At 37.4% G+C, this 22,155-nt stretch carries 34 protein-coding genes; 1 reads left to right on the forward strand and 33 read right to left on the reverse strand.

Translation table 11 applies throughout. The features are described 5' to 3' along the window. Positions 1–16: 16 nt before the first annotated feature. The 33 genes from C4B60_RS00560 to C4B60_RS00715 form a co-directional block, all read right to left on the reverse strand. Complete coding sequence (locus C4B60_RS00560) at positions 17–721, reverse strand: distal tail protein Dit (protein WP_167578539.1); 705 nt, start codon at positions 719–721, stop codon at positions 17–19. Beyond that, positions 702–2,876, reverse strand: a complete 2,175-nt coding sequence (locus C4B60_RS00565; RefSeq protein WP_104055659.1) for a phage tail tape measure protein — start codon at positions 2,874–2,876, stop codon at positions 702–704. The genes C4B60_RS00560 and C4B60_RS00565 overlap by 20 nt, the downstream gene beginning before the upstream one ends. Before the next feature lie 4 nt (positions 2,877–2,880). Next, positions 2,881–3,096, reverse strand: coding sequence for a hypothetical protein (locus C4B60_RS00570; protein ID WP_135122081.1), 216 nt, complete (start codon positions 3,094–3,096; stop codon positions 2,881–2,883). Positions 3,097–3,173: 77 nt separating this feature from the next. Then, positions 3,174–3,509: a hypothetical protein gene (locus tag C4B60_RS00575; RefSeq protein WP_104055663.1), complete on the reverse strand. Its 336-nt coding sequence runs from the start codon at positions 3,507–3,509 to the stop codon at positions 3,174–3,176. Between the two features lie 52 nt (positions 3,510–3,561). Beyond that, positions 3,562–4,164, reverse strand: a complete 603-nt coding sequence (locus C4B60_RS00580; protein WP_104055665.1) for a hypothetical protein — start codon at positions 4,162–4,164, stop codon at positions 3,562–3,564. A gap of 17 nt (positions 4,165–4,181) precedes the next feature. Next, positions 4,182–4,520, reverse strand: coding sequence for a hypothetical protein (locus tag C4B60_RS00585; protein ID WP_167578540.1), 339 nt, complete (start codon positions 4,518–4,520; stop codon positions 4,182–4,184). Between the two features lie 26 nt (positions 4,521–4,546). Beyond that, positions 4,547–5,002 carry a hypothetical protein gene (locus C4B60_RS00590; protein WP_104055669.1) on the reverse strand — a complete coding sequence of 152 codons (456 nt, stop codon included), beginning with the start codon at positions 5,000–5,002 and terminating at the stop codon, positions 4,547–4,549. Between the two features lie 16 nt (positions 5,003–5,018). After that, on the reverse strand, positions 5,019–5,339 hold the full coding sequence (locus C4B60_RS00595) for a phage head closure protein (RefSeq protein ID WP_104055671.1): 321 nt from the start codon (positions 5,337–5,339) through the stop codon (positions 5,019–5,021). Beyond that, positions 5,326–5,619: a hypothetical protein gene (locus C4B60_RS00600; protein WP_104055673.1), complete on the reverse strand. Its 294-nt coding sequence runs from the start codon at positions 5,617–5,619 to the stop codon at positions 5,326–5,328. The genes C4B60_RS00595 and C4B60_RS00600 overlap by 14 nt, the downstream gene beginning before the upstream one ends. After that, on the reverse strand, positions 5,619–5,819 hold the full coding sequence (locus tag C4B60_RS00605; RefSeq protein WP_104055676.1) for a hypothetical protein: 201 nt from the start codon (positions 5,817–5,819) through the stop codon (positions 5,619–5,621). The genes C4B60_RS00600 and C4B60_RS00605 overlap by 1 nt, the downstream gene beginning before the upstream one ends. Positions 5,820–5,840: 21 nt before the next feature. Then, complete coding sequence (locus C4B60_RS00610; RefSeq protein WP_104055678.1) at positions 5,841–7,295, reverse strand: phage major capsid protein; 1,455 nt, start codon at positions 7,293–7,295, stop codon at positions 5,841–5,843. Continuing rightward, positions 7,267–7,860 (reverse strand): HK97 family phage prohead protease, encoded by a 594-nt coding sequence (locus C4B60_RS00615; RefSeq protein WP_104055681.1) that lies wholly within the window; start codon positions 7,858–7,860, stop codon positions 7,267–7,269. The genes C4B60_RS00610 and C4B60_RS00615 overlap by 29 nt, the downstream gene beginning before the upstream one ends. Then, complete coding sequence (locus C4B60_RS00620; RefSeq protein WP_104055683.1) at positions 7,853–9,064, reverse strand: phage portal protein; 1,212 nt, start codon at positions 9,062–9,064, stop codon at positions 7,853–7,855. Before C4B60_RS00620 ends, C4B60_RS00615 begins: the two co-directional genes overlap by 8 nt. Positions 9,065–9,071: 7 nt before the next feature. Continuing rightward, positions 9,072–10,766: a terminase large subunit gene (locus C4B60_RS00625; RefSeq protein WP_104055685.1), complete on the reverse strand. Its 1,695-nt coding sequence runs from the start codon at positions 10,764–10,766 to the stop codon at positions 9,072–9,074. Between the two features lie 22 nt (positions 10,767–10,788). Further along, entirely contained in the window at positions 10,789–11,142 is a 354-nt protein-coding gene (locus C4B60_RS00630) for a P27 family phage terminase small subunit (RefSeq protein ID WP_104055687.1), read from the reverse strand. Positions 11,143–11,219: 77 nt separating this feature from the next. Beyond that, on the reverse strand, positions 11,220–11,516 hold the full coding sequence (locus C4B60_RS00635; RefSeq protein WP_104055688.1) for an HNH endonuclease: 297 nt from the start codon (positions 11,514–11,516) through the stop codon (positions 11,220–11,222). A 78-nt stretch (positions 11,517–11,594) separates the two neighbouring features. Next, the gene (locus tag C4B60_RS00640; protein WP_104055690.1) at positions 11,595–11,813 is read right to left on the reverse strand and encodes a hypothetical protein; all 219 of its coding nucleotides are present in this window, start codon (positions 11,811–11,813) and stop codon (positions 11,595–11,597) included. A gap of 169 nt (positions 11,814–11,982) precedes the next feature. Further along, a complete protein-coding gene (locus tag C4B60_RS00645; protein ID WP_104055692.1) occupies positions 11,983–12,645 on the reverse strand; it encodes a hypothetical protein in 663 nt (220 codons plus the stop codon). Between the two features lie 271 nt (positions 12,646–12,916). Continuing rightward, entirely contained in the window at positions 12,917–13,459 is a 543-nt protein-coding gene (locus C4B60_RS00650) for a tyrosine-type recombinase/integrase (protein ID WP_104055694.1), read from the reverse strand. Further along, the gene (locus C4B60_RS00655) at positions 13,456–13,920 is read right to left on the reverse strand and encodes an ArpU family phage packaging/lysis transcriptional regulator (RefSeq protein ID WP_342365022.1); all 465 of its coding nucleotides are present in this window, start codon (positions 13,918–13,920) and stop codon (positions 13,456–13,458) included. The genes C4B60_RS00650 and C4B60_RS00655 overlap by 4 nt, the downstream gene beginning before the upstream one ends. An 87-nt stretch (positions 13,921–14,007) precedes the next feature. Beyond that, positions 14,008–14,208 (reverse strand): hypothetical protein, encoded by a 201-nt coding sequence (locus C4B60_RS00660; protein ID WP_104055698.1) that lies wholly within the window; start codon positions 14,206–14,208, stop codon positions 14,008–14,010. A 28-nt stretch (positions 14,209–14,236) separates the two neighbouring features. Beyond that, entirely contained in the window at positions 14,237–15,007 is a 771-nt protein-coding gene (locus C4B60_RS00665; protein WP_104055700.1) for a DNA-methyltransferase, read from the reverse strand. A 111-nt stretch (positions 15,008–15,118) separates the two neighbouring features. Beyond that, positions 15,119–15,286: a hypothetical protein gene (locus C4B60_RS21310; protein ID WP_167578541.1), complete on the reverse strand. Its 168-nt coding sequence runs from the start codon at positions 15,284–15,286 to the stop codon at positions 15,119–15,121. A 606-nt stretch (positions 15,287–15,892) separates the two neighbouring features. Continuing rightward, a complete protein-coding gene (locus tag C4B60_RS00675; RefSeq protein ID WP_104055704.1) occupies positions 15,893–16,600 on the reverse strand; it encodes a hypothetical protein in 708 nt (235 codons plus the stop codon). 23 nt (positions 16,601–16,623) lie between these two features. Continuing rightward, the gene (locus tag C4B60_RS00680; RefSeq protein WP_167578542.1) at positions 16,624–17,007 is read right to left on the reverse strand and encodes a replication terminator protein; all 384 of its coding nucleotides are present in this window, start codon (positions 17,005–17,007) and stop codon (positions 16,624–16,626) included. Positions 17,008–17,022: 15 nt separating this feature from the next. Next, on the reverse strand, positions 17,023–17,487 hold the full coding sequence (locus C4B60_RS00685) for a hypothetical protein (protein ID WP_104055706.1): 465 nt from the start codon (positions 17,485–17,487) through the stop codon (positions 17,023–17,025). Beyond that, positions 17,459–18,715, reverse strand: coding sequence for a replicative DNA helicase (locus C4B60_RS00690; RefSeq protein ID WP_104055707.1), 1,257 nt, complete (start codon positions 18,713–18,715; stop codon positions 17,459–17,461). Before C4B60_RS00690 ends, C4B60_RS00685 begins: the two co-directional genes overlap by 29 nt. Positions 18,716–18,717: 2 nt before the next feature. Next, positions 18,718–19,569 (reverse strand): hypothetical protein, encoded by an 852-nt coding sequence (locus C4B60_RS21315; protein WP_104055709.1) that lies wholly within the window; start codon positions 19,567–19,569, stop codon positions 18,718–18,720. Positions 19,570–19,764: 195 nt separating this feature from the next. Next, the gene (locus C4B60_RS21230) at positions 19,765–20,106 is read right to left on the reverse strand and encodes a hypothetical protein (RefSeq protein ID WP_135122083.1); all 342 of its coding nucleotides are present in this window, start codon (positions 20,104–20,106) and stop codon (positions 19,765–19,767) included. A 54-nt stretch (positions 20,107–20,160) separates the two neighbouring features. Further along, positions 20,161–20,373 (reverse strand): hypothetical protein, encoded by a 213-nt coding sequence (locus C4B60_RS00705; protein WP_104055713.1) that lies wholly within the window; start codon positions 20,371–20,373, stop codon positions 20,161–20,163. A gap of 223 nt (positions 20,374–20,596) precedes the next feature. Continuing rightward, positions 20,597–21,103, reverse strand: coding sequence for a helix-turn-helix transcriptional regulator (locus C4B60_RS00710; protein ID WP_167578543.1), 507 nt, complete (start codon positions 21,101–21,103; stop codon positions 20,597–20,599). Between the two features lie 46 nt (positions 21,104–21,149). Further along, on the reverse strand, positions 21,150–21,272 hold the full coding sequence (locus tag C4B60_RS21810) for a hypothetical protein (RefSeq protein ID WP_280632251.1): 123 nt from the start codon (positions 21,270–21,272) through the stop codon (positions 21,150–21,152). Between the two features lie 70 nt (positions 21,273–21,342). Beyond that, positions 21,343–21,564, reverse strand: a complete 222-nt coding sequence (locus tag C4B60_RS00715; protein ID WP_167578544.1) for a helix-turn-helix domain-containing protein — start codon at positions 21,562–21,564, stop codon at positions 21,343–21,345. A gap of 150 nt (positions 21,565–21,714) precedes the next feature. On the opposite strand from C4B60_RS00715, the gene C4B60_RS00720 reads away from it, so the two are divergent. After that, positions 21,715–22,065 carry a helix-turn-helix domain-containing protein gene (locus tag C4B60_RS00720; protein ID WP_104055717.1) on the forward strand — a complete coding sequence of 117 codons (351 nt, stop codon included), beginning with the start codon at positions 21,715–21,717 and terminating at the stop codon, positions 22,063–22,065. Positions 22,066–22,155: the final 90 nt, after the last annotated feature.

Consider the following 22,155-nt stretch of genomic DNA (forward strand, 5'->3'; position numbering starts at 1 on the left):
TCATAAACGGTTCCTCCTAATAAAATCTTTCCATGTAACTGAGTGTAGTCGCATGACTTGCCTTCAGCTGCAGCTGCCCTGGCTTGAGATCAAACCATACTGACTGAATCTGCAAAGCAACTTGCAGGGCATTACCATTGAGCATGACTTTACGTTTATCATAATCAATTTCTAAAACGTCACCGCCGACGAAGTTATATTTTAAAACGACCTTGCCGCCCAGATTGTTCTCCAAGGTAAAGGATGATTGAGGAACAGTGAATGTTGTTCTGCTTGTCCAAGGTGTTTTCTTTTTTCCTTTAATAGTAAAAGGATTAAAGCTCGTTCCTAGAGCCAGGCTATGGCTTTCCCCAGTAGAATAAAAACTTAAAAATTGAATCGTCCCAACCCTATATGATCCTATTTTTTCGAAATCGTCAATTGTATTTTGCACCACTGCATGATAAGTTCTTCCCGGCTCATCATCAAATTGCAAGGGGCAAATTTCTTCTGTCACAAGCCATTCTGATAGTTCATCCATAAAAGCTAATTCATCATCATCATTGGACGCCTCAAACGCGAAAGGTTGAAGTATTTCTAATAGCTCCGTCTCGGTAGAAACTAACCGATGACCTTTTTTATATTTTCTAATATTCCTGGAGATAGGAGAAAAAGGAGCCTTCCTCCTGCCTTTAACAAGAAAAATCGGTTTTCTTTCTCGGTTAAAGGATAGATTTATCACGAGGCGTCCTCCTTCCAGTCTTTCTTTTTTGTCTTTTAGTCACGCTTTCTTCTATCACTTTTCCATCTAAAACAATTGTATTGTGAATGATGATGTCTGAATCCTCAGGGACCTCTTTAGGTTCCATTGTGTCAGCTATCTTCCTTCCGATCATCCCTAACACGGATTCTGTTAAAGGCAATGCCGCCTCGGGACCAGCTTCCCCGAATCCCTGCAGCCCCATAGGAGTATTAAACACAGTCGGTTTTGTAAAGAGAGCACCTTTTGCGTTCCAATTGATTGCGATCTTAGGCATATTGCCAATCCAATCTATTGGGTTGTTTGACCAATTTTTTAAGCTAAAGCTAGGCACTTTGATCTTTGGTAAGGATAACTTCATTCCGGTGAAGAATCCCTTTATCTTTTCAACTGCTCTCCCGACGGCATCACGAGCATTATTAATGGGCGTCATAATGGCTGACTTCACTGCATTAAACTTTTCTCTAGCAGAGGTTAGAATACTTGAAAATTTTGCAACAGCATCATTTTTCAACTCATTGACTTTGTTCGAAGCTCCTGTTTTCGCTTCCTGAAATTTATTCACAATGGCTGTCTTCAATTCATTTACCTTCTTTGAGGCATTGTTCTTCAGCTCAAGAAAACGAGATACAACCCCAGTAGCTAATTCAACTACCTTTGCTGTAGCCTTCGATTTCAGTTCTTCAAATTTTGCCACGGCTGAGACAGCAAGCTCCGTCACTCTTGCGACTACTTTGTTTTTTATATCGGTGAATTTTCCTGTCATTGCTGACCACAATTCATTCAGCTTCGTCTTCACTACATCCCAGTTTTGCCATAGATACACACCAGCCGCGACTAGCAAGCCAATTGCCACAACAATGAGACCAATTGGATTAATAGTCAATGCTGTATTAAATGCGATTTGTGCAGCTGTAGCTAGTATCATTGTGCCACGATATAATGCCATGGCAGTAGTAATCACCTGAAATACTGCAGCTCCTGCAGCTATCCCAATTAAAATCGGCTCTACAATCGACCAATGATCTTCAAACCAGCCGGTTAAATCCCTAATGAAATTAATCGTGTCTGATACTGCATCCTGCATTGCCTGAAAAGCTGTAGCAAATGCATCTTTAATCATGGGCATGTGTGGAGAAATCCAATCCCACAACTCCTGTAGCCTGGAAATTGCTTTGTCATACAACCAACTACCAAATTCAGAAAGCAGGTCCATCGTTGATCGGAATGTATCAAAAAAGAAATCTTTTATTAAAGGCAAATAAGGCTGTACCCATTCCCACAAGGCATTTAATTTAGGCAATAAATTCCCTGTGAAATAATCGCCTAGATTACTCGCTACTGTAATGACTCCATTGATTGCATTTTCTGAAAAAGTTTTGATCATTGGCATTTTGGATCCAAACCAATTAAAAAGCACTTCCAAGATCGGAAGCACTGCAATACCTAATTGAGTAACAAAAAAGCCCATTTGATCTTTCATATCTGCGACTGCAATACGGAAATTATTCGCTTTAATCAAATCATCTTCAGAAATTATGTTCGCTGAATCTTTTGCCTTCTTCATTTCATCCGCACCCATGGCGACAATTGGTGCAATTTCCTTCCAGGAACCACCGAACAAATCAGTACCGATCCGTGCACGTTCTGTTTCATCTTCTACCCCGGCCAGAGCTTCAGTTAAAACATTCATTCGTTCGTCAGCTGACATAGCTTCAATTTCTTGAAAAGAAAAGCCAAGCTTTGCAAGTGATTCTGCACCTTTGCCGGTACCTTCCGACATCATATCTAAGCTTCTGGTAAGCTTTTGTGAAGCATTCGTCATTGAATTGGCACCAACTCCAGCAACCTCAGCCACTTTCCGCCATTTCTGAATTTCTTCTGTAGACATACCTGTGATGGAGTTAAGATCAAGAATTTCATCAGCCATATTACCAACTCGTAAACCTAACGCAACCATTCCACCTATGGCCGCTGTTGCTCCTGCGACCAATGCAGCCCCAAACTTTGCGGCTGTTTTAATCCCATTTCCAAGCTTTGAGCCTAGTCCCTCAGCTTCTTTACCAGTCTTAGAAATCGATTTTTCAGCCCCATCAGAATCTACCATGATGGATCCAAAAAGCTTAAAGATCTCCATCCTCTCACCTCCAGGTATGCGAATTCAGTAAGTCTTTAACTTCGCTTAAAATTTCGCCTGACGTTTTATTTTCAACTTCTTCATTGTTTATTAGAGGCTCGTAAAATTCATCAAAGGTCTGATAGTTTTCTTCCGTCATGTTTGGACGCAAAGCTAAATAAAGTTGATAAGCCTCTTCTTTTTGTTGTTTCAACAGTGCTTCAAGTAATAACCTGCTCATCTGTCTGAGTCTCATCTTCATGACAAAATCAAGAGAATAGTATTTATGAAAAATCATTAACGATTCTTCGTACCCAACTAGACAGACTCCTTGAAAAAATCCATCAGATCCTTATCCGTGATAATCGCTTTAATTGAGACCATTGTTTGTGTTAATGGTTGGCTTTTTACTTCTTCAACTTTTTTACTCTCAAATATTGCAATGATATGGAAGAAGTCACTTTTCGCTTTGGGTAAGTTTTTCAAGATATAAGCTATCATGTCAGCCCCTGCTAACTTTTTCGCAATAGATGTACTTTCACCTTTCTTTGGCTTAAAAACATTCTTTTGCAAATAATCCCTTACATTAAGTTTGGTATAAATGTCTGCTGCGTGAGGCAGCATATCAAAGGCTTGTTCAGTACTAACTTTCAATTGTATCCCTCCGTTTTCAAAATAAAATAAGCACCCTGTAAAAGGATGCTGGTTAGTTAGAAGCCTCAGTTACTACCCTTGGATAAAAGATCTTAAATGGTGGTGTATCAAGTTTCCCCTCTTTGAAATGCCCTTCAAATTCCATTGCAATTACAGCCTCTCCTTTGTCCTGAGTCTGCAACGTTAAACCATTAGTATTTAAGGCATTATAGATTTGAATGATTACTGGGGCTTCAGTTCCTGATTTAGTTCCCACAAAAGTGATATTCGAAATATAATCAGTTAAATCAATACTATTTTTAGCTGTAATAATATCGTACTTATCATCATCGCTAGTATTAATTTCACCAGAAGTTAAAGCATAAGCTAATCCCTCTTTTGTTACTTCAAGTACATTAGCAGTCATTTTCACTTCCCAAGAATCAATGGTTTGCAACCCTTGCGCCTTCCCCTTTACTCCATCGACCTCAATACTTCGAAGTTCTGGAACGCCTGAAAACGAGCCTCCTCCACGAGTAGCTCCAAGTAATTTCCCACTGCTAACTGCAGTGTCAAAGGTATCTTCTTTTACATCAAAATCCACAAAAAATGCTCCTGCGTTCAATAATAGATTTTTAACTGTTTTCGCAGTATACCCACTGTAATTTTTCGGCATTTCAATTCCTCCTCTTACTATATTGTTCGATCAAAATACCTTATATGAAATGTTAATTTTCTTCTTCTTAAACCAGTTTCAGCTTCATCTAATTCAGGCATACGACTTTGACGGTAGATAACAAACTGCATATCCTTATCAATATGATGATATTGTCTGAGGTCCTTCCACAACTGTGATGCTAACTCTTCTATTTCTGTGGTATCAGTTTTGTTATCCCAAATGTCAATGTCCAACGGTAATACTTCCAGTTCCTCTTCAGTGAACGAAGGCAGGAAACTATAAATGATATAAGGGAATGCAGCTGATGCAGAACGAGTCTGATAATAAACTCGCGGATTAAAAGTCTTAAGCAATGAGTTTATATGCGATCTGAGTTTTATCATGACTCGTCTCCATTAGGACTTTTATAATCACCTTCAGAAGTACCGGAAAGTGAAGGATTTTCAGCACTTAAACCACTTAAATACTTAGCTTGAATCTGCTGTATTTGGTCAATATTTTCATAAACAGTTCCTCTCAGGATCCCACGAGCAGGAGAACCGTGTGTGCCTAACTCGCTTCGAGCTCCATACCAAGCATCTGCTTTAAATCCCATTTGTAAATCCTTCGATCTCGAGCGATTCCAGTATTGAGTGGAAGTATAGATCCTTTTACTCCCGCCCATACCTGGTAATTTTTTAAGCTTAATAATCAATTGTCTGCGTATTAACTTAGCTGTATCACGCAATGCAGCCCGACATAATTCATCTAACGTATGATTAACTCGATCTACATTAGAGATGAAGGTTACTCCACCTTGTCGATCAACTTTCGTGACACTCTTCGGTAATGCCATAATCCTTCACCCCTTTTTAACTATTTAATCCTTCACAAACCAATTCAATTGTTTCAAAGTCAGACAAGTCTTTTGACTTTTTAGGTTGATAAGTTCTTAAAACGTTGTATTGATCATCGTCATATATAACAACTTTTTCTTTGTTGTACTCATAGACATTCACGACAAAAACAATTTCAGGTTTCAAGCCATTGGCTGCTGCTGAGTAATGTTCTGATCTAGTTGTCGATTGGACATTACAAAAAACCACCGATTGAGTATCGATGGTTATTGGATCTCCCATTGGGTTTTCACCTTCAGTTGTACCGACTAATATTAATTCATCATCGAATGTCATTTTTTATCGCCACCGATGCTTGAAGATATAGTTCTTTCAATCGGTACTGCAAGTGTCGAGGTGTATCGCCCATGGTATCTCTGTTTTGATAACGCCAGGTAGAAAAATCAACAATAAACATAATATGTGATTGATCTTCCTTATTGACCAGGATACCTTTCTTCTTCATCTCACTTTCAACACCCGCAATAATCGATTCAATATACGTATCTCTAATGTCTGACCGAATACCTATGCGTTGCTTAATTAAAGGTAATACAACTTCTTTCTGATAAGACATTAATGATCGCCTTCTTTAACTTCTTTGATTAATGGTTCTCCACGTTTATTCTCTGAAGACAGAAGCTCTTCAATTCTTTCTTTTTTCACTTTTCCCTTTCGAGGGAACTTGTCCCCCGGTTTATTGTCCCTGGCTGCTCGGTAAACATGGTTATTATCTTGTTGATCAGTGAAGTCTTTAATCACTTCATATTTAGGCATCTAAATCACCCTTTCTATTGTTTAAGCGCCTTCTGGCTCTTCATCGACTTCAGGGGCTACTTCATTAGATTCATCTGGTGCGAATGTAACTGATGTTGTCGGGGACTGACCAGTAATGTTCATTGCTACAAATCCATTACCGGTGATTGGCCGCCCATCATAGCGTGAGGTAGCTTTATACACCGTGTTGTCTTCAATAAACTGAACGTGCTCAGAAACAGCAAATGTAGAGCCGGATCGCTCAACCAAAATGTAATGGGACCCATACCCTCCCACAATATCTCCATCAGCCATAAATGGTAGGATTTCAATCTCCCCACCTACAACCGGCATAGTACCGTTAATGCTTGAAACGATAGCGCCTGCAGCATTAAATTCAACCATTCTTGCCTGCAATTCTGTATAAGTATTTTCGTTCATAGCCCAGAACTTTGTACCATTGCCATAGTTCGCTTTTGCTCTACCGCTAAATCGGACAAGACCAGCAAAAAATTTCTTTGCATCTTCATCATTAACCTGACCAATGTTAGTGGTTGAAAGATTTACCCATTCCTTTTCGTTTTGCCCCCAATAATTCGGCTTTGATGTCTCCGCCAGACGAGTTACAATTCCAACTGGCATCTTTACACCGGTCCCATAGAGAAGTGCTTTATCAACACCAAGTCCAAGCGCCTGGCCGAGTGCGTCTAAAATTTCGTTCGCAAGATCAAAATCAGAGTCTTCAAGTGTCGCGTTACAAATTGGAATAAACCCACCGACTTTGTAACCATCCATTTGAATCTGGTGAAATTTAAGATCAAGCTCATTCAACTTGCCGCAGGCTTCAGTCCAGATTGCTTCAGGAATATCCCCAACAATGTTTTGCCGTGCTTTCCCTTTGAGGCGTCTTAGATTCACACGATTAATTAGCTTAGAATAACGGTGTAGGTTGTCACGAATCAAGTTCAGAACAATTTCCGGAATACCCAGTTCAGCTCCTTCAACACTTCTTTTTTTCATCTGTTTTTCAGAAAGAATGTTACCTTCACGAACATCTACAAGAAATTGCTTTACCTCTTTACTCTCTACAAAATTGGTTGCTGCAGAACGTTCCATCCCTTTAAAAAAACCTTTGTTCACTTTCATTCCATTCGCCTCCCCCGATTGCGTTCTTTTTTGAACTGATGCAGCTGTAGAACGTTTCTCATCATCTTTATTTTTTGGTGCGTTTTTATTCAACTCTTCCAATTCTTCTTCTAATTCTTGAATTTCACCTTCAAGCTTAGATTTTTGGTTTTCGTGGTCAGTTTGTTCACTTTCAAAAGTCGCTGCTTCTTCTTCCACAGTTGTGACTTCTTCATCCGATTCTGCTTCTTCAATTGCCGCCTCAAGTTCTGCAGATCTAGTAGTAAACCCTTCATCTTTTGCTCGTAATTCTTCAAGCAGCTTCTTCCGTTGGACAATCTTTTTATTTAGCATTAACTGTTTTAGTGCCATTTCCCAATCTCTCCCTTACTTTGTTTTTTCTTGCTTCAAGCATTCTCTGTTGATCTTCCTTCATATCCTTTTGACGTGCAGCCACTGCCGTATCTGCATAAGCTGGAAAAGTAACTACGGATACTTCTACCACATCCACTTTTACCAAAGTCCACTTCACAGTGCCATCATCCCGATAATCAGAAGATTCTTCTTCAACCAAAAACCCAAAACTACATTGATCCACATCCCCACGCTTCACACGTTGGTATAGATTCACGGCTTCTGAATCATTTTCATTAATCCGAATTTGCCCCCACAAACCTCTATCATCTACCCGAAGGATTAAAGTATTGGAAGCCGTCCGGGCTAATACTTTTCCCGTGTCATGATTGATGAGAGCACGAACATCATTTGCAGTAATTCCGTCAAATGCTCCAGGTGCAATTTCTTCATAAGCTCCTGGCCATAATTCCGTTTCAGAATTATAAAGAGCGAAATAACCTTCTATAATCATTTCTCCATGTTCAGGTTCCGCCCTGGTTGTCAGATCCACTTCAAAACTTCTCATCTGACGTTCATTCATTGTTCTCACCACCTTTCAATTTTGCCTGATCCCCAAGACGATCAGCCGGAACGAAGTTCTCCAAAGCAAGTAACTCTTCCATATCTTCTCTAGGGCTGAACCCAACTAAATCACGCCATTCGTTTCTACCCATCGCCATGTTACGTGTCATGGACTCGCCTAACTGCCTTAATTCATTTAGGTCATAAGCATAAAGACTTCTTGAGTTAAATCGAAAAAACCAATCCTCTGAGAGAATCAGTTTCCGTGTTATTTCCTGTTCCATTCCTTTGGCAATGGGGAGGATTGTAGAATTGATAAAATTGTTATATTCGTCCTTTTTGTACTCGCCAACTCCAAGAAAAAAAGCAGGAACATTAAATATGCCTGCTACTGTTTTCTTATCCAGTTCGACTGCTTCGTTTATTGCTAAGTCCTTTAGAGATAAAGGTGTAACTTGGTCCACCTCTAACATTTCTGCAGGTATGATCCAGGGCTTACCTGCTTCACTAGACTGTAAGTATTTATCAAAAACAGCATCTCGCCCTTCCTCACTTGCAAGCTCTGCCGTTAACGAATCAACTTTAACTATAAGAGAGGGCATGTATTTACCACTCATAAAACTATTCTTTGTTGCTACTGCCTGCCTTAAATTCCTAATTATTTCTTTTAAGACAACTCTATAACCTTGACCCATATAAGGCTTTTCAGGATCTGGATTCAATGTGAAATGAAGTACTTCATCATAATTATAAGAATGACTACCATACTCCACACGATAACCAAAATCAGTTTCAATGAAATTTACTTTTGAAGGTTTGAGAGGGATTAACTCATCAATTAACCCATCTCTAAATTGTGGGTAGACAACGCTATTTCCTTCCCCGTTAATCAGCATGGTATAAACAATGTTATAAACCCACGCTTTTCGAGTCATTAAGCTGTAAGGATTTACGTCTATCTTTCGTGACAAAGCATTTTTAACTCTCACATCTCCCTTATCAGTGTTCTGCATTAAGTGAATGGTCATAGAAGAAATCAGTTCGGAAATCTTATGCGCTGCTATTTTAACTTCTGGATTGTCAGCTATCCTCGTATATCCCGGAACACATAGCGTGTCATAAGCATCAGTGGATAATAGAAATCCTACAGGTGATTGCGTAGACTCAGAGGAACGTGTTTGATTATCAATTCTATTCTTTTTTGACCTTCTTTTTGACCCCATTCATTATTCACCCCCCTTTAAGCCAAGCAGCTGCTGAATTTGATTTTTCCAAACTCTCAAGCATCCGGACAGCTCCGAATACACTGACATCAAATAAATCTATACGCTGGTTTGGCATTACCTTCTCGTACTGAATCATATCGTCTGTTTTTTCAATGGCTTGCACATTTTGCACACAATATTCATAGGCCTGAGAACCAAGGTAGTAAAATTTACCGTCTTTTGCTTTTTGTTCAATTCGCCTGAACCCCTGTGATTTTTTATAAAAATACTGTGGCTGATCCACTATATTGAATCTTTTCGCTTTCATGTTCAAATAGAACTCTTGACCAAACTTTCTATCAAAACCAACTTGTTTAATCTTAAATCCTCTATCCCTCATCATGATAAACCACTTTACTAGATCATCTTGATCAACTGTTGGTGTATTTGGCATTGTAAGCCATCCGTCTTCCTTCCAACCAAATAGAGGAATGTTATCTTCTTCTGCTTTAATGTAAGCCTGAGTGATGGGGAAGAATGCATGTGTAATTGCAATATCCACCCCTTGATAAGAACCATATAAACCTGTTGCGTTTAAATCATGGAGTTTAGCCATATCGCAACCACCGAACCAATCAATAGGCAGCTTCGCCAATTCTTGAAGTGTCCAGGAGTAATTTTTGTTACTGTTTCTAAACTCATCAATATTGAAATAAGCCTTCAAAGCAGAGGTGTAAATATTTAATGACTTTGCTAAGAATGCTTTTCTTTGTTGTGGATCATTTTGAGCTTGCATAGCATCACTCATCAACTCTTCACCAGAAACAGAAACATTATAATTTGGATTTGCTTTCTCGTGTTCTATAGCACTGGTATAATCCACATTCCCACTATCAGGATCTGCATCAGCTTTTGCTATGAAGATAAATAGTTGTTCGTCTTTCACGATTCCATCTAATACTTTTTGACAATAAATCATCCGGTTGTAGCAAAAACTGTTCATATTGTCACCGGCAGTAGTTATGCCGATGCATAAACTATTTCGATATGCTTTGCCTGATTCCTTGATAGTATTGTATTGGCTTGCACTTCGATAAAGGTGCAGCTCGTCCAGTATTTGAACTAAAGTATTCAAAGAGTCCATTCGATCACTGTTGCCTGCTATTGTTTCGATTCTCAAATAGCCATCACCGAGATCACCACTGATGCTATGTTCCTGGTTGTTATCAAGTATACGAAAGTTCTTTTCTTCGCCCATATTTTTCAGGTTGTAGTTAAGAAAGTTAAAACTTTGCAATGCTTGTTTTAATTGCGCTCCGACTATGACTATTTCAGCACCAGATTTTCTTTCTAACAGTCCAAGACCCCAAGATAGCGCGCTCATAAATGGAGTTTTACCTTGCTTACGGGGAAGCATGTTAAAAGCTTCTTTAAATCTCCTTCTCTTCGTTCCTGTATGGAAAAATCCTAGCAAATTATAAACAACAAATTTTTGCCATGGCTGTAACAAAAAAGGCTTACCCCGTAAAGGATAACCTTCCATGTCTTCTCCTTTTTGATGGACGAACGTTTTTTCGATTATGCCGATAACAAATTCCGCATCTTTAGGATTGAAGTCATAGTTCTCATTTTTCAAATCCCCCAAAAATCTATTACACGTTTGAATGATTTCTTTATTGGCAAGTTTTCTTCGCTCTACGATGCTGGTTGCATACTCCATCACCAGATCATAGTTTTTGAATTTAGTCGAGGCCACTTAAAATTTTCGCCAGTCCTGAAGTTTTATCATTCCCATTTCCTTTAGAATCGATAGCACTTTTCGGATTAAGGCAAAGGCGATCGGAGTATGCAAGAATATCTTTTCTCAATCCTTCCAGGGTTGCAACAATTGGGGATTTTTTTGCACTCCCTGCAGCCGAAGAACTTTCGTATTGATAGCCCTCATCTTCGAACTGTTTATTCAATAAAAGGTACTGGTGCATTAACTCAGCATAAATGGTGATTAGCCGATTATACTGGGGTTTGTGGACTTTCAACGCTTTCATATCCTCGATCGTTTTTCTTTTGATTGTTTCCTTTGTTGGAATTTTTGACAACCGCCTTCACCTCCCGAAAAAAAGTTTTTCCCGTGCTCGCTCTATTGGAAAGAGTTCCCCCCTCCGGTCCCTGTGTTTTATTTTTCGGCTTTTAGAGAGTGGGGGGGACCAATTCTATTCGTCCACTCGATTCCTTTTCTAGTGAGCTCGTGTGACTTCCTGATGTGCATTGATTCGTGACAAGTGCTGCAAAGACTGAGTAAGTTAATGTTTATCAAAGCAAGCTCAAGAAAGATTTCTAATGGATAGATATGGTGAACTACTTTAGCTTCTCTAACCTTTCCATATCGTTTGCATTCTCTACACTCATACTTATCACGCTTTAAAATGATGGATCGTTTGCGAATCCACTTGGTAGTCTTGTAGAAGTTCAAGGTAAATCACCTGCTTTGTTTTTAAAAACAACATAAAAAGCCACATCTTTTTGGATATGGCTTTAACCTCTATATCTATTATTCATCAACATCTTCATCATTAAGATCATCTAAATGTACTAAATCTAAATTATAATAATGCATTGTTGTCCCGGAAGCGCAACCTTCAGTTGTAGAACTGACAACTTTGACAATCGCTCTATAATCTGGATTTATTCTCTCATGTTCCCTTTTGATTTCCTCAATTTTTCTTTCCAATGTATCATTTGGTCCTGTTAAAAAAAAGCTGGTCATCATTTCAAATATCACCTCCATTCTTTATTTTATAATAACCTCAATGGAAAAGATTGTCACTATAATAATTAAAAAGGCACCCACACAAAGTGAGCGCCTCCCGTTTCTTTTTCAATCGATCTCATGCTATCAATATAACATGGTCATTTCCAATTGGTCATTTTTTATTCTGTCATTTTTCTTTCATTTTTTCATCACGATCCGCATTAAGACTACGGTCATCTTCATAAATATCGTTCAGGTTTGAGGTGTAGTGATGTGTAAGTTCCTCTACAATAAGTTCTGTAAGATAAGCTTTAATCCCTTCAAATCTCTTATGCACACCTTCAAGACCGTTTGATATTTCATCTCTGATATGGGCTAAAATTAGAGTAATGCCAAGTCCTAGCAATACTGTAAAGTCACCTATAAGTCCATAACCTTCAGAATTTATACTTTTCACTAAGGTTAACTGTGGAAATACGACTATAGACATAACTGCAAGCATATAAAGGGAAAAGATTAAAAACTTTAAAAGTCTATATTCATTAGTTGAATCAATTTTTTTTTGGATAGTATCTAAATTACTTTCAATCTCCAACCTTTTTTCATTACGTATTCTTCCCTTCATTAAAAAAAGTACCTTCTTGATATGATTCTCCATTTTTTTATATTCGTTTAATATTTCATCTTCAAATTTAATCCTCTCAGAAATTAAATCTGCAATTAAAAAAAATAAACCTGCTAGGGCAATACTACTTACAAATGAACCATGGTAATCTACTAGGTCTGTTGCTCTCAAGGTAGCTAACATAATAAATGAACAACCTATTAAGAACGTTAGATTAATTTTCATATTATCCTCCTGAAGTAAATATAAATGAATCGTTTCTCTTATTTAGCTTACTATACTTTCCTTCAGTTACACATATCTAATATACTGTTTAACTTATTGAATCTTTCAACCCCTTCTCTCCCTTAGCTTTGCTCTACTTCTTAATATGAGTTACACACTCACTTTTTTATGTTCATGTTATACCTATAACTTAAGTTTATTCAGTGTATAAGAAAATCCTTTTTATAATTTGAGCATAAAAAAATACCCATTCCTTTTGAATGAGTATGATTTATATTTTAAATGTGCTCATAGCCTTGTCCAAGACGTCCTGATTCACTCCTATGTATCTTAGGGTAATAGACTCTTCAGAGTGGTTAAAGATGTCCATAAGCATTGCCACGTTCTTATTCTGTAAGTAGAAGTGATAACCAAATGTCTTTCTTAAAGTATGTGTTCCAATGTCTCTTAGCTTATGATGCTGTGCAGCTTCCCTTAAGATTTTATAAGCCATGTTCCTACCAATAGGCTTACTATCCCCCTGGCGACTTGTAAAAAGATACTCATGATCCTTCATATCTTCAATATAAGGATTCAGCTCACGCCTTAATGAGGGTGTGATCCGGATCCACTTTCTTTTCTTTGTTTTCTTTTCTTTAAGAATAATGTGCATCTCTCTTACATCTCCAGCTTTTAATTGAAGGATGTCTGATATTCTTAAACCCGTATTAATTCCTACAACAAATAGCATGTAATTCCTTTCGCTTCTCTGCTTTAAGAACCTTTTAATGTCTTCGATCTTCTCAAGGTCTCTTATTGGCTGTACGAAATTCATGAGGACACCACCTGCTCTGTAGGTCCATAAACTTCTATTTTCATAGCAAAGGCCAGCTTATAAAACGCTCTTGATTTAAGCCGATAATATTTACTTTCGCTCATTCCAAGATCATTATACACTTCATAATCATACATCTCTTCATCTTGGATATAACGTTTTATTATGATTTGTCTCTCCGCCATACTTAGACGATTAACAGAACGCATAATAAAATCCATATAACGATTCCGTTGGACCTCCTGATATTCTGATTCAATATTTTTCAGTGCCGTATTTTCAGTGGAAGAATGATTTAACCCAGTATAAGAGGCAGGAATTAAACTGAATTTTTGTGTGACTTGAGGCAAGAGATCAACTTGAATTGAAAGGGAAGCTATTCTGTATTTTTCCAAAGCTTCCTCTACTGCTTTCCGGGTATTTGCACGATCAATTTCAGGTAATATAAATTGAATTGACATCATTACTCCCCCTTTAAAATATAAAAAAGAACACAAATTAAGAGAGTATCTCTTAGTTTGTGTCCTCCAGTGTTCTGGCCAGGACTATTAAGTTAGATTTTCTTTATATTGAAATTCAAATCCGGTGATTTTTCCCTTGTAATTTTTAATTGAAATCGTTTCATGATCATAGACCTCTATGTATGAGGCTTTTCCATCAGTGATAATGATGGCACAGTTGTTATAATCTATTATATCAAGACTAATGCAGCCTGTTCCATTATGATTTAATTTCTTAATCCTTTTCAAGTAAAGCCCCCCAATTTACCCAAAGTACTTAAACTTTTACTATATTAATATTAATCAAACCCAATTTACTTCTATTCTCGTTGATTCTTTTAGAACCCTTTATACAGTACTCTTCTTGGATTTCGAATCCTATCCAATTACGGTTTGTGTTATCACAAGCAATGGCAGTAGTAAATCCACCCATACAATTATCTAACACAGTTTCGCCTTCTCTGGTATATGTCCGGATAATATACTCAAACAGATCGATTGGTTTCTGAGTTGGATGAAAAGTTTTACTTTCTCTCGGTATATTTACTATTGATTTCGGATAATTTTTATACTTAACTAAATAAGGCTTCTTTAATGTTTCATTCTTCTCTCCTAAAACTTTCATAGCTGGATCTCTTTTAACCGCTTTGGGTTTAATTTTCATTATCCCTTGTGGATTGTAGGTAGGTAACTTTTTATAAAACACACAAATATTTTCATGGTTCTTCATAGGCATTCTATTTGCATTTGGAAAACCAGTTACATGTTCTCCTTTCTTCCATATCCATTCATACCTAAACCACTTAAAATTTGATGCGATTAATTTAGTTGTAAAGGGCTGACTGGCAGTCAAAACAATTGCTCCGTTTTCTTTAATGATCCGTTTGTATTGTTCCCATAATAGTTCGAATGGGATGATCTCATCCCAAGAACATCTAGTGGTACCATAAGGTAAATCACATAGAATGAGATCCACTGATTTCTCGGGAATTAACTTCATTCCCTCCAAACAATCCAAATTATAAATAGTATTTTTCTCAATTCTCATTTCTTTTCCCCTTTCAGTATGTTATAGTTTCAAAAGGGGAACAAATGTTCTCTTACTGAAGGGATAAGAGGCTTGTTTTTCGAGCCTCTTATTTTTATTTTTACAACTTTCTTATTTTGTTAAAGCAGTAATTGCTTTTAGGTTCCGCAGCTCATAATAATCCATGTCCTGAACTCGCTTTCCCTGCTTGTTTTCGGTAATACCGGCAGCCAGTAGATCCTGTCTGAATGATTGGGCCATCGATTCATTTGAAAGAGTAACTGCTTTTCTTAGTATCATCTTCACCCTCCTACCTTTTGCTTGGATTCTCAATTATTCTGTGAAGATCAGGATACTTATGGGCGTCCTTTGCAAGTCTCTCGGCTTCCTGGATCACTTTTAAAATAAAGTCAGTCATTCTGCTTCCTCCTTTACACAAAGCACCATAATCTCTCCAGTCCATATTTCTGGTCTAATCCGATCCATAACGTGGTTTAGATACAGCTCATAATTCAATCTAAGGAGTATGGAATAATGTCCTTTACGATTACGGTAATAAATTTCTGCCTTCATCTTAGAAAATGAAGAGGCACATAGCTGTGCCTCTTCCCTATTGGGATCATTTTTCATTATTTGAGTAACCTTATTCCTTCCTTTACCTATTTTCTGTTTCCTGAATGCAACTCATCAATACTGCCCTAATAACTTCTTTTAAAATTTTTTTAATCAGTTTTTTATTTAGACATTTGGAAATAATGACTATTGGAGGTGTGGTATAGCCATGTTAAAATTATTTTTTATCTTCATATCAATTCTTGTATCCGTTTTTATTATTGTTGTTGGATTATTAAATTTTGTAGTATTTCTAAATACCTAATAATATTCAATTTTTGTTTAGAAACCAGGTTATGATATAACCGTAATTCTTCCTGCAGTTATTTCTTCATCAAGATGTTCTTCAAAATAGAAGCGAATGTTATTCATTGCTTCAAGCTTCCAACGTCCTCCATCTGCTTCAAATAGCGCACATCTTGGACCCTGTTGCATTCTGAAAACAAAATCACTCTCTGGTTGAAGCACATCAACGAATGTTCTACGTGGCGCCAACTGAACAGGGTTAGAAACTTTAACTGTAGAGACAGTGGCAACCCCTATTTTTGCTGAGACTGTCTGAGAAATTCCATCATCACCAGTGGTACCCACGTTTTCTTCTTTAATATTTCCTACAACCTGCAGTACAATTTCGCTATCCTCATTTTTGACAAAGCAGGATTGTATTAAGATATTAAATTCTTCAGCATTATGAAATCTGTCGAATGCAATATGTGGAGTCAATGCCTGTGAACGTATAAAAACATTTCGCTCTTTATCAGTATTGAGCCCTGAAAGAACCTCGACCTCTGTAGGACTGATCACGTGAAGAATAATATCCTCTTTACCATCAAATTCTGACTTAAGGTAATCAACCACCCCTTTAAGAGTATTAAGTCCAATTGCCTTTACTGTAGGTGCAGCAACCTGATAAAGTTTTTGAGTTGAAAAAGTCTGACCATTTTCTTTTTTTATTTCCGTTCCACCGATTGATAAAATATACTGCATCGCTTCTTTAATCATTTCAACATTCCCCCAAGGTTTTATTAGTTTGATTTAGATTTTTTATTTTTAAAGTCAATGACTTCGCCACGATCGTCAGCCAGGTCCCCATCATCATTTATGTAGGTTTGACCTTTGATTCCTGACTTAAGTTCTGCTCCTGTTACTTTTCCGTTCTCGGTACGGTCCAGAATCAGCGTTCCAATAACATTTCTAGCCGGTGCTAGAATTGTCTTGACCTGGATGTCGGTTGAGATAACTTCCCTTTTCTCGTCACCTTCTAAAGTGACAGTCATAGTCACCTTTCGCTTTAATTCCGGCTTGGTGTTAGGATCAGCGATATTTTCCATTGCTCTTTGCATTTCGCGATTAAATCGTTCTGCCAAGGCGCCTTCAGCAAATGTATTAAGATCGATAATGTTTTTCATATTCCATTCCTCCAATTAGTTAGCTATTTTTTTATTTGACAATGCTGATTGATACATTCTTGGTTCATAATCACCTACCACTACTGGAAAATGATCATGATACTTCTTAAGCTCCCGAAAAGATGTAAAAGTTTCTCCTTTGGTTAAACCATAATCCAAGTCATACAAGAATATTTTTGTAACTTTCTTTCCTGAATAATCCTGTGCTGCATATGTAGCATCTTGTTTGTTATGAGCTAGCACAAAAACGAACTTGTTTTCTGTGATTTTGCACGCATATGGTTTAACAGATTTACGAGTGAAAAGTGCGCGTTCTTTTTCAGCAGCGTATATTTTTTCATCTACCTCCTGAAAAATTTCAGGATTGTACTGGTCATTCATGCTAATCAAGTTTTGTTTACGTAGGGCCACGATCATGTACGTAATGTTCTGTTGATCATACATAATGGCTTCACTGAGTACTGACTGAAATGTCCGCATCTGTTATCACTCCTTTATTTTTGTAGTAAAAGGCTTTGATTGTTCCAGTTTGACCGTTTCGCTGTTTGTCCAAGATAAACTCAAAGGAGAAGTCTTTATCATCTTTCGTGTAGTAAGAATCCCTATACAAAAAAATGATTACATCTGCATCTTCCTCAAGGCTGCCTGACTCCCTTAAATCACTTTTCATAGGGCGTTTATCCATTCTCGACTCAACACTCCTGGTCAGTTGAGCAAGAGCAATGACCGGACAATCAAATTCTTTTGCGATTTTCTTAAGCCCTTTTGAAATAGCCCCCACTTCATCATGTTTACTGAACCCATTTGATTCAGGCGTGATTAAAGTTAAGTAGTCCACTAAGACAAGAGGTTTTTTCTCTGGAAAAGCATGTACCTGCTTTCTGAGCTTTCTTCGAATATCAGATAAAGTTTGTGTGGCATCATCAAATAGTTGAATTTTACTTGAATCAATTCTCCCGATTGTTGTAGACCACAATGTTTTCTGAGAATCATTTAGAAGATTGTATGGGTCCCTTAGCTTGTTCCGGTTGTAATGACCTTCAGACGCAATCATTCTCTTCACCAGTGCTTTAGCTGACATTTCTAGTGAGAAGATACAGGGGAGGTATTTGCCTTGATACCCGGCAGTAAGAGCGATTTTATTAAGTACATCCGTTTTCCCCATGGATGGCCGTGCAGCGATAATTGTAAATTCGCTGTTTTGAAAGCCGTTTGTCATAAGGTCTAATTTCTTAATCCCTGAAGGAGCACCCTGATCCACTTCCCTTTCGGTAAAGGGATCTTCATACATGCTTGCCAGTATTTCACTAACACTGTGGTGATCGTTGACCTTTTTCTGATCTAACTGATCAAGCCTAGTTCTAAGTTTCTCTATCTCCCAATTTTCTTCGTGGGCTTGTAAAGTCAATCTCTTAAACTCACGCTTTTTCCACTTTTCAATAATGATTAACTCGTATTTTTCGAAGAGTTCTTCATTTGCGACAGCTACTGATGCCTCATACACTTCTAGGGTGTGAGGATCTTTACTGCTCATTTCTTCAATCAGCATGATAATGTCAGTCTCACCATATTTGTCGAAAGCACTTCTTATGTGCTTAAAAATCATGCTGCAGGTTGGATCTTCAAAATGATCGGGGCGAAGTTCAGTTTCTTTCAAAAAATAATTATGCTTAATCAGAGTTCCTAAAGCGCTTCGTTCAACGTTCATCGCTAATCCTCCAGTGACAATTCTGCTTCCGAAACAGCTGCGGGTGTGAAAATGAACGAGCTTGTATTTTTCTTATCTGCCCTTGCTTGTGTTTCCAGCTGATCGTATTTAGTCCTCAACTTATCCATGGAAAGGATGTTGGTATGCCAAAAGCTATTGGCTTGCGTCCATTCAATCATTCGCTGGATGTGTTTTTCAGGGCGATTGTCTTTTTCACGCATTAATCTGCAAGCATTAGCCCATTTTTGTAAATCAGGTTGTTTAGCATTAGGATTATGCTCTAATATTTTTTGATAAAGTAATTTAGCCATGGAAAGGTCAAAACTTGAAAAATTGTGAAGAGAAGTTTTTTTCTTTTTCTCTTTCTCTTTATCTTTCTCTTTATCTTTCTCTTTATCTTTCTCTTTATCTCTTATCTCTTGTTTGTATAGACCTTCTATACTGTTAGGATACTGTATAGATACCGTATCGGACTTTAGAGCCTCAACGGTTCTAGCATATTCAATTACAAATGGAATTTCCTTGACCTTTTCAAGCTCTTCCTCGACCCTTTTCACGACGAGAGGGCTATTGTTCCAGTTGTATTTCGCCCAATTTTTTAAAAATAACTCTTTTGTAGATTTGCTGTAATCCACTTTTCCATACTCAATAAATCGTTGAAGAAGTTTTTCGATTGTTTCACGGTTATAACCGGTTTCAATCTCCATAATCTTTTTATGCAGCTCATAAATGCCAATCTGATTGGCTTTACTATTGGTCATCAGGTAGATGTAAAAGTATTTCTCTTCTGGTGTAAGCTCAAGGACAAATGCATCTTGCCAAAAGCTGACCTGGACCTGACGATATTTACTCATTTTAATCACCCTTTCAAAGCTATATAGGCTCTTCTATAAACATTACCAATTCATTTGAAGAGGATATTTTACTCTTGATCTCAATCGCCTGTTCTTTGCACTCAGAGACGTTCATAGCGTAAATTAACGCTGTCTGGATGGTCCTTATGTTAGAGCCATCCTTGACAGCGAAATCAACGTGATAAATCATTCGAACTACCTAGACCCTACTGCATACAAAACTGGGCTTTCAGCTTGTGAAGTTCCTACGGCTTCGTCAATTGCCTTTTCAATAGCACCAACCGAAACAGAACCCTTTACATGTGCAGTGAAAATAATATTTTGAAGGAGCTTATCCTTTTCGTATGGAGTCAAAATTGAAAGATCACCCATGGCTTTCTTAGCTAATTGTTTGCTTTCGATAATGGTTTTCAAAATAAACACCGCCTTAGAATTTTTTAAACATGCTTTTAGCTGATTTAATTCCAGCAGACTGCAACTTACCTTTAGCTTTATGCTGAACATACCGGCCAGATCCAATTGCCTTTCCGGTTTCATATGAATCAGAGAGTTTCATGAAAGATTTAAAAATTCCCAATGTTATTCCTCCACTCAGGCATGAGCCTCTGTATTATTTTTGTTATGGCATTTAACAATTTCAGTGACGATTTTGTCATACATAGGGGTAATAGGAAGCTTCTTCTCTCCCCACTCACGCATTAGCTCGACAGATTTCTCAGTATTCTTATAAGAAAGCTCTGCTAATAACACAGGTATAGCCATACGTTGTTCTAAGACTTCACGATCAATAGGGGGTTGTCTCATCGTTTAGCACCTCTTTTTTAGTAGTCCAGCAATCTCTTATCCATAAAGTGATGATGCTATAAGCTCCAACGACTAGAAATCCTGCCAACATTCCAGTGAAAATGATATCCATGTTATAAGACCCCTCCCCTTCTTGATTTTTGCTGAGAAATCTTATAAACTGGAAGTAAGTTATTTTTGAATTGTTCGACCTTCTGAGACTCGTTGTTGCTGCAACGGGTCTTTAACTTATCCATCCACGTACTTTCCATGTTAAGCCCCTTCCTTTTGTCACCTTTTTCAATGACAAATTATAGTCAGTGGCTATTTTCATTTTTAAATTTGCAACTGCCACCTCTACATCTGATAACTCTTCCAATGTAATTTTGGCTTTGTCCCGATCATCGTTCGTTATATATTCAGGAGGTTTTAGAAAGCATGTGTCACTAAGATTCTGAATCAATTCAAGTGCTTCTCTGACAACCAATTGTTCCAAAGCTAACAAATCTGATCTAAGACCTTTTCCTCCTAAAACCACCGGAGTTACTCCATCAGAGAACTGATGAAGCAGCTGCATTGACAAGGCTGGATCATCAAAGGTATATAACAAATCTTCTGCAACATTTTTAGTGATCGGAGTTTTTCCAGTCTCCATTTGAGAAATATAACTGCGATCCACACCAATTTCCGTTGCTAATTCCTCCTGGTTAATACCCATTCGGTCCCGAAGCCCTTTTATCGGATTTTTCATATTCAATTCTTTCAACTCCTATCCAATAATTCTTTTTACCTGCATTTTAAACATCAAGTATTTTCTTCAATTCTTTGTTCATGGCTGTAATGCGGTAATGAGCAGTGCGAATGGTTTTACACCTATTCATTTGTTTAACTTCTGCTGCGTTATAAAACTGCTTAGGCACCTTATTTCACCTCCTTTCAGTTCTCACATTTTGGTGTAGAGATGTGAGAAAGATAAGAATTATAATCACTTTAAGAAATATTCTTCGAATCGTATATTTTCTCTTCAAAAAATTTTTCAATCGGTACTTTTAATTCTTTTGAGATTTTGAAAATTGTTTCAGGAGAAGGTGTACGTTTGCCTTTTTCATAATTATTATACGTTTGAAACGGTATACCTAATCTTTTCGCAAGCTCAACTTGGGTTATTCTCTTCGACTTTCTAATGTGTTCAATATTGGAATGAATTTTCACAATTTCACCTCGCTTTATACGAATCGAAGAACTTGTATCTCAATAATAATTCTTCATTTCGTATAAGTCAACAGTAAATTATACTTTTTGTATATATTATTTCTTCATATCGGGGAATCATATACAATATGTATAAAGGAGTGAGGAATAATGAGTCTCGGATCAAAATTAAGAAACTTAAGAGAACAAAGAGGTATTAGCCAAAAAGAGCTCGCCTCACGCTTAAAAATCCCTAATCAGAATGTATCTAATTATGAAAGAAATTTTCGGCAGCCTGATTATGATACATTAAAAAAATTTGCTAACTTTTTTCAAGTGAGTACTGACTATTTACTTGGGGTAGATAATAATCAGAATCCTGTTGATAAAGAAGAAGAGGAATTCCTGGCATTTGCTAATGACCCGGAGTTAGAGGTCTGGTACAAAGAGCTGCCTAAAACGGATGAGGAACGACTTAGACGACTTAGAAAAGTTTGGGAAGCTTTGAAAGATGATGAATAAATAACAAGTACTTGCAATAAAGCCCATCTTTGGGCTATTATTTTATCATAATATACGAACATACGTTTGCAACTAGATTATACATAAGGG

Source organism: Jeotgalibacillus proteolyticus (assembly GCF_002926065.1).
Classification (GTDB): domain Bacteria; phylum Bacillota; class Bacilli; order Bacillales; family Jeotgalibacillaceae; genus Jeotgalibacillus; species Jeotgalibacillus proteolyticus.

Excerpts from the sequence above, each read along its gene's own strand:
- C4B60_RS00665 (WP_104055700.1), bottom strand. The coding sequence starts at position 15,007 with ATGAGAATTGAGAAAAATACTATTTATAATTTGGATTGTTTGGAGGGA.
- C4B60_RS21310 (WP_167578541.1), bottom strand. The coding sequence starts at position 15,286 with ATGATACTAAGAAAAGCAGTTACTCTTTCAAATGAATCGATGGCCCAA.
- C4B60_RS00615 (WP_104055681.1), bottom strand. The coding sequence starts at position 7,860 with ATGAATGAACGTCAGATGAGAAGTTTTGAAGTGGATCTGACAACCAGG.
- C4B60_RS00625 (WP_104055685.1), bottom strand. The coding sequence starts at position 10,766 with ATGGAGTATGCAACCAGCATCGTAGAGCGAAGAAAACTTGCCAATAAA.
- C4B60_RS00705 (WP_104055713.1), bottom strand. The coding sequence starts at position 20,373 with ATGAGACAACCCCCTATTGATCGTGAAGTCTTAGAACAACGTATGGCT.
- C4B60_RS00640 (WP_104055690.1), bottom strand. The coding sequence starts at position 11,813 with ATGATGACCAGCTTTTTTTTAACAGGACCAAATGATACATTGGAAAGA.
- C4B60_RS00590 (WP_104055669.1), bottom strand. The coding sequence starts at position 5,002 with ATGGCATTACCGAAGAGTGTCACGAAAGTTGATCGACAAGGTGGAGTA.
- C4B60_RS00650 (WP_104055694.1), bottom strand. The coding sequence starts at position 13,459 with ATGAATTTCGTACAGCCAATAAGAGACCTTGAGAAGATCGAAGACATT.
- C4B60_RS00570 (WP_135122081.1), bottom strand. The coding sequence starts at position 3,096 with ATGAGCAGGTTATTACTTGAAGCACTGTTGAAACAACAAAAAGAAGAG.
- C4B60_RS00655 (WP_342365022.1), bottom strand. The coding sequence starts at position 13,920 with ATGTCAATTCAATTTATATTACCTGAAATTGATCGTGCAAATACCCGG.
- C4B60_RS00675 (WP_104055704.1), bottom strand. The coding sequence starts at position 16,600 with ATGATTAAAGAAGCGATGCAGTATATTTTATCAATCGGTGGAACGGAA.
- C4B60_RS00565 (WP_104055659.1), bottom strand. The coding sequence starts at position 2,876 with ATGGAGATCTTTAAGCTTTTTGGATCCATCATGGTAGATTCTGATGGG.
- C4B60_RS00605 (WP_104055676.1), bottom strand. The coding sequence starts at position 5,819 with ATGCCTAAATATGAAGTGATTAAAGACTTCACTGATCAACAAGATAAT.
- C4B60_RS00580 (WP_104055665.1), bottom strand. The coding sequence starts at position 4,164 with ATGCCGAAAAATTACAGTGGGTATACTGCGAAAACAGTTAAAAATCTA.
- C4B60_RS21230 (WP_135122083.1), bottom strand. The coding sequence starts at position 20,106 with ATGAAACCGGAAAGGCAATTGGATCTGGCCGGTATGTTCAGCATAAAG.
- C4B60_RS00685 (WP_104055706.1), bottom strand. The coding sequence starts at position 17,487 with ATGCGGACATTTCAGTCAGTACTCAGTGAAGCCATTATGTATGATCAA.
- C4B60_RS00595 (WP_104055671.1), bottom strand. The coding sequence starts at position 5,339 with ATGACATTCGATGATGAATTAATATTAGTCGGTACAACTGAAGGTGAA.
- C4B60_RS00720 (WP_104055717.1), top strand. The coding sequence starts at position 21,715 with ATGAGTCTCGGATCAAAATTAAGAAACTTAAGAGAACAAAGAGGTATT.
- C4B60_RS00710 (WP_167578543.1), bottom strand. The coding sequence starts at position 21,103 with ATGAAAAATCCGATAAAAGGGCTTCGGGACCGAATGGGTATTAACCAG.
- C4B60_RS00600 (WP_104055673.1), bottom strand. The coding sequence starts at position 5,619 with ATGTCTTATCAGAAAGAAGTTGTATTACCTTTAATTAAGCAACGCATA.
- C4B60_RS00645 (WP_104055692.1), bottom strand. The coding sequence starts at position 12,645 with ATGAAAATTAATCTAACGTTCTTAATAGGTTGTTCATTTATTATGTTA.
- C4B60_RS00610 (WP_104055678.1), bottom strand. The coding sequence starts at position 7,295 with ATGGCACTAAAACAGTTAATGCTAAATAAAAAGATTGTCCAACGGAAG.
- C4B60_RS00680 (WP_167578542.1), bottom strand. The coding sequence starts at position 17,007 with ATGAAAAACATTATCGATCTTAATACATTTGCTGAAGGCGCCTTGGCA.
- C4B60_RS00690 (WP_104055707.1), bottom strand. The coding sequence starts at position 18,715 with ATGAACGTTGAACGAAGCGCTTTAGGAACTCTGATTAAGCATAATTAT.
- C4B60_RS00620 (WP_104055683.1), bottom strand. The coding sequence starts at position 9,064 with ATGGGGTCAAAAAGAAGGTCAAAAAAGAATAGAATTGATAATCAAACA.
- C4B60_RS21315 (WP_104055709.1), bottom strand. The coding sequence starts at position 19,569 with ATGAGTAAATATCGTCAGGTCCAGGTCAGCTTTTGGCAAGATGCATTT.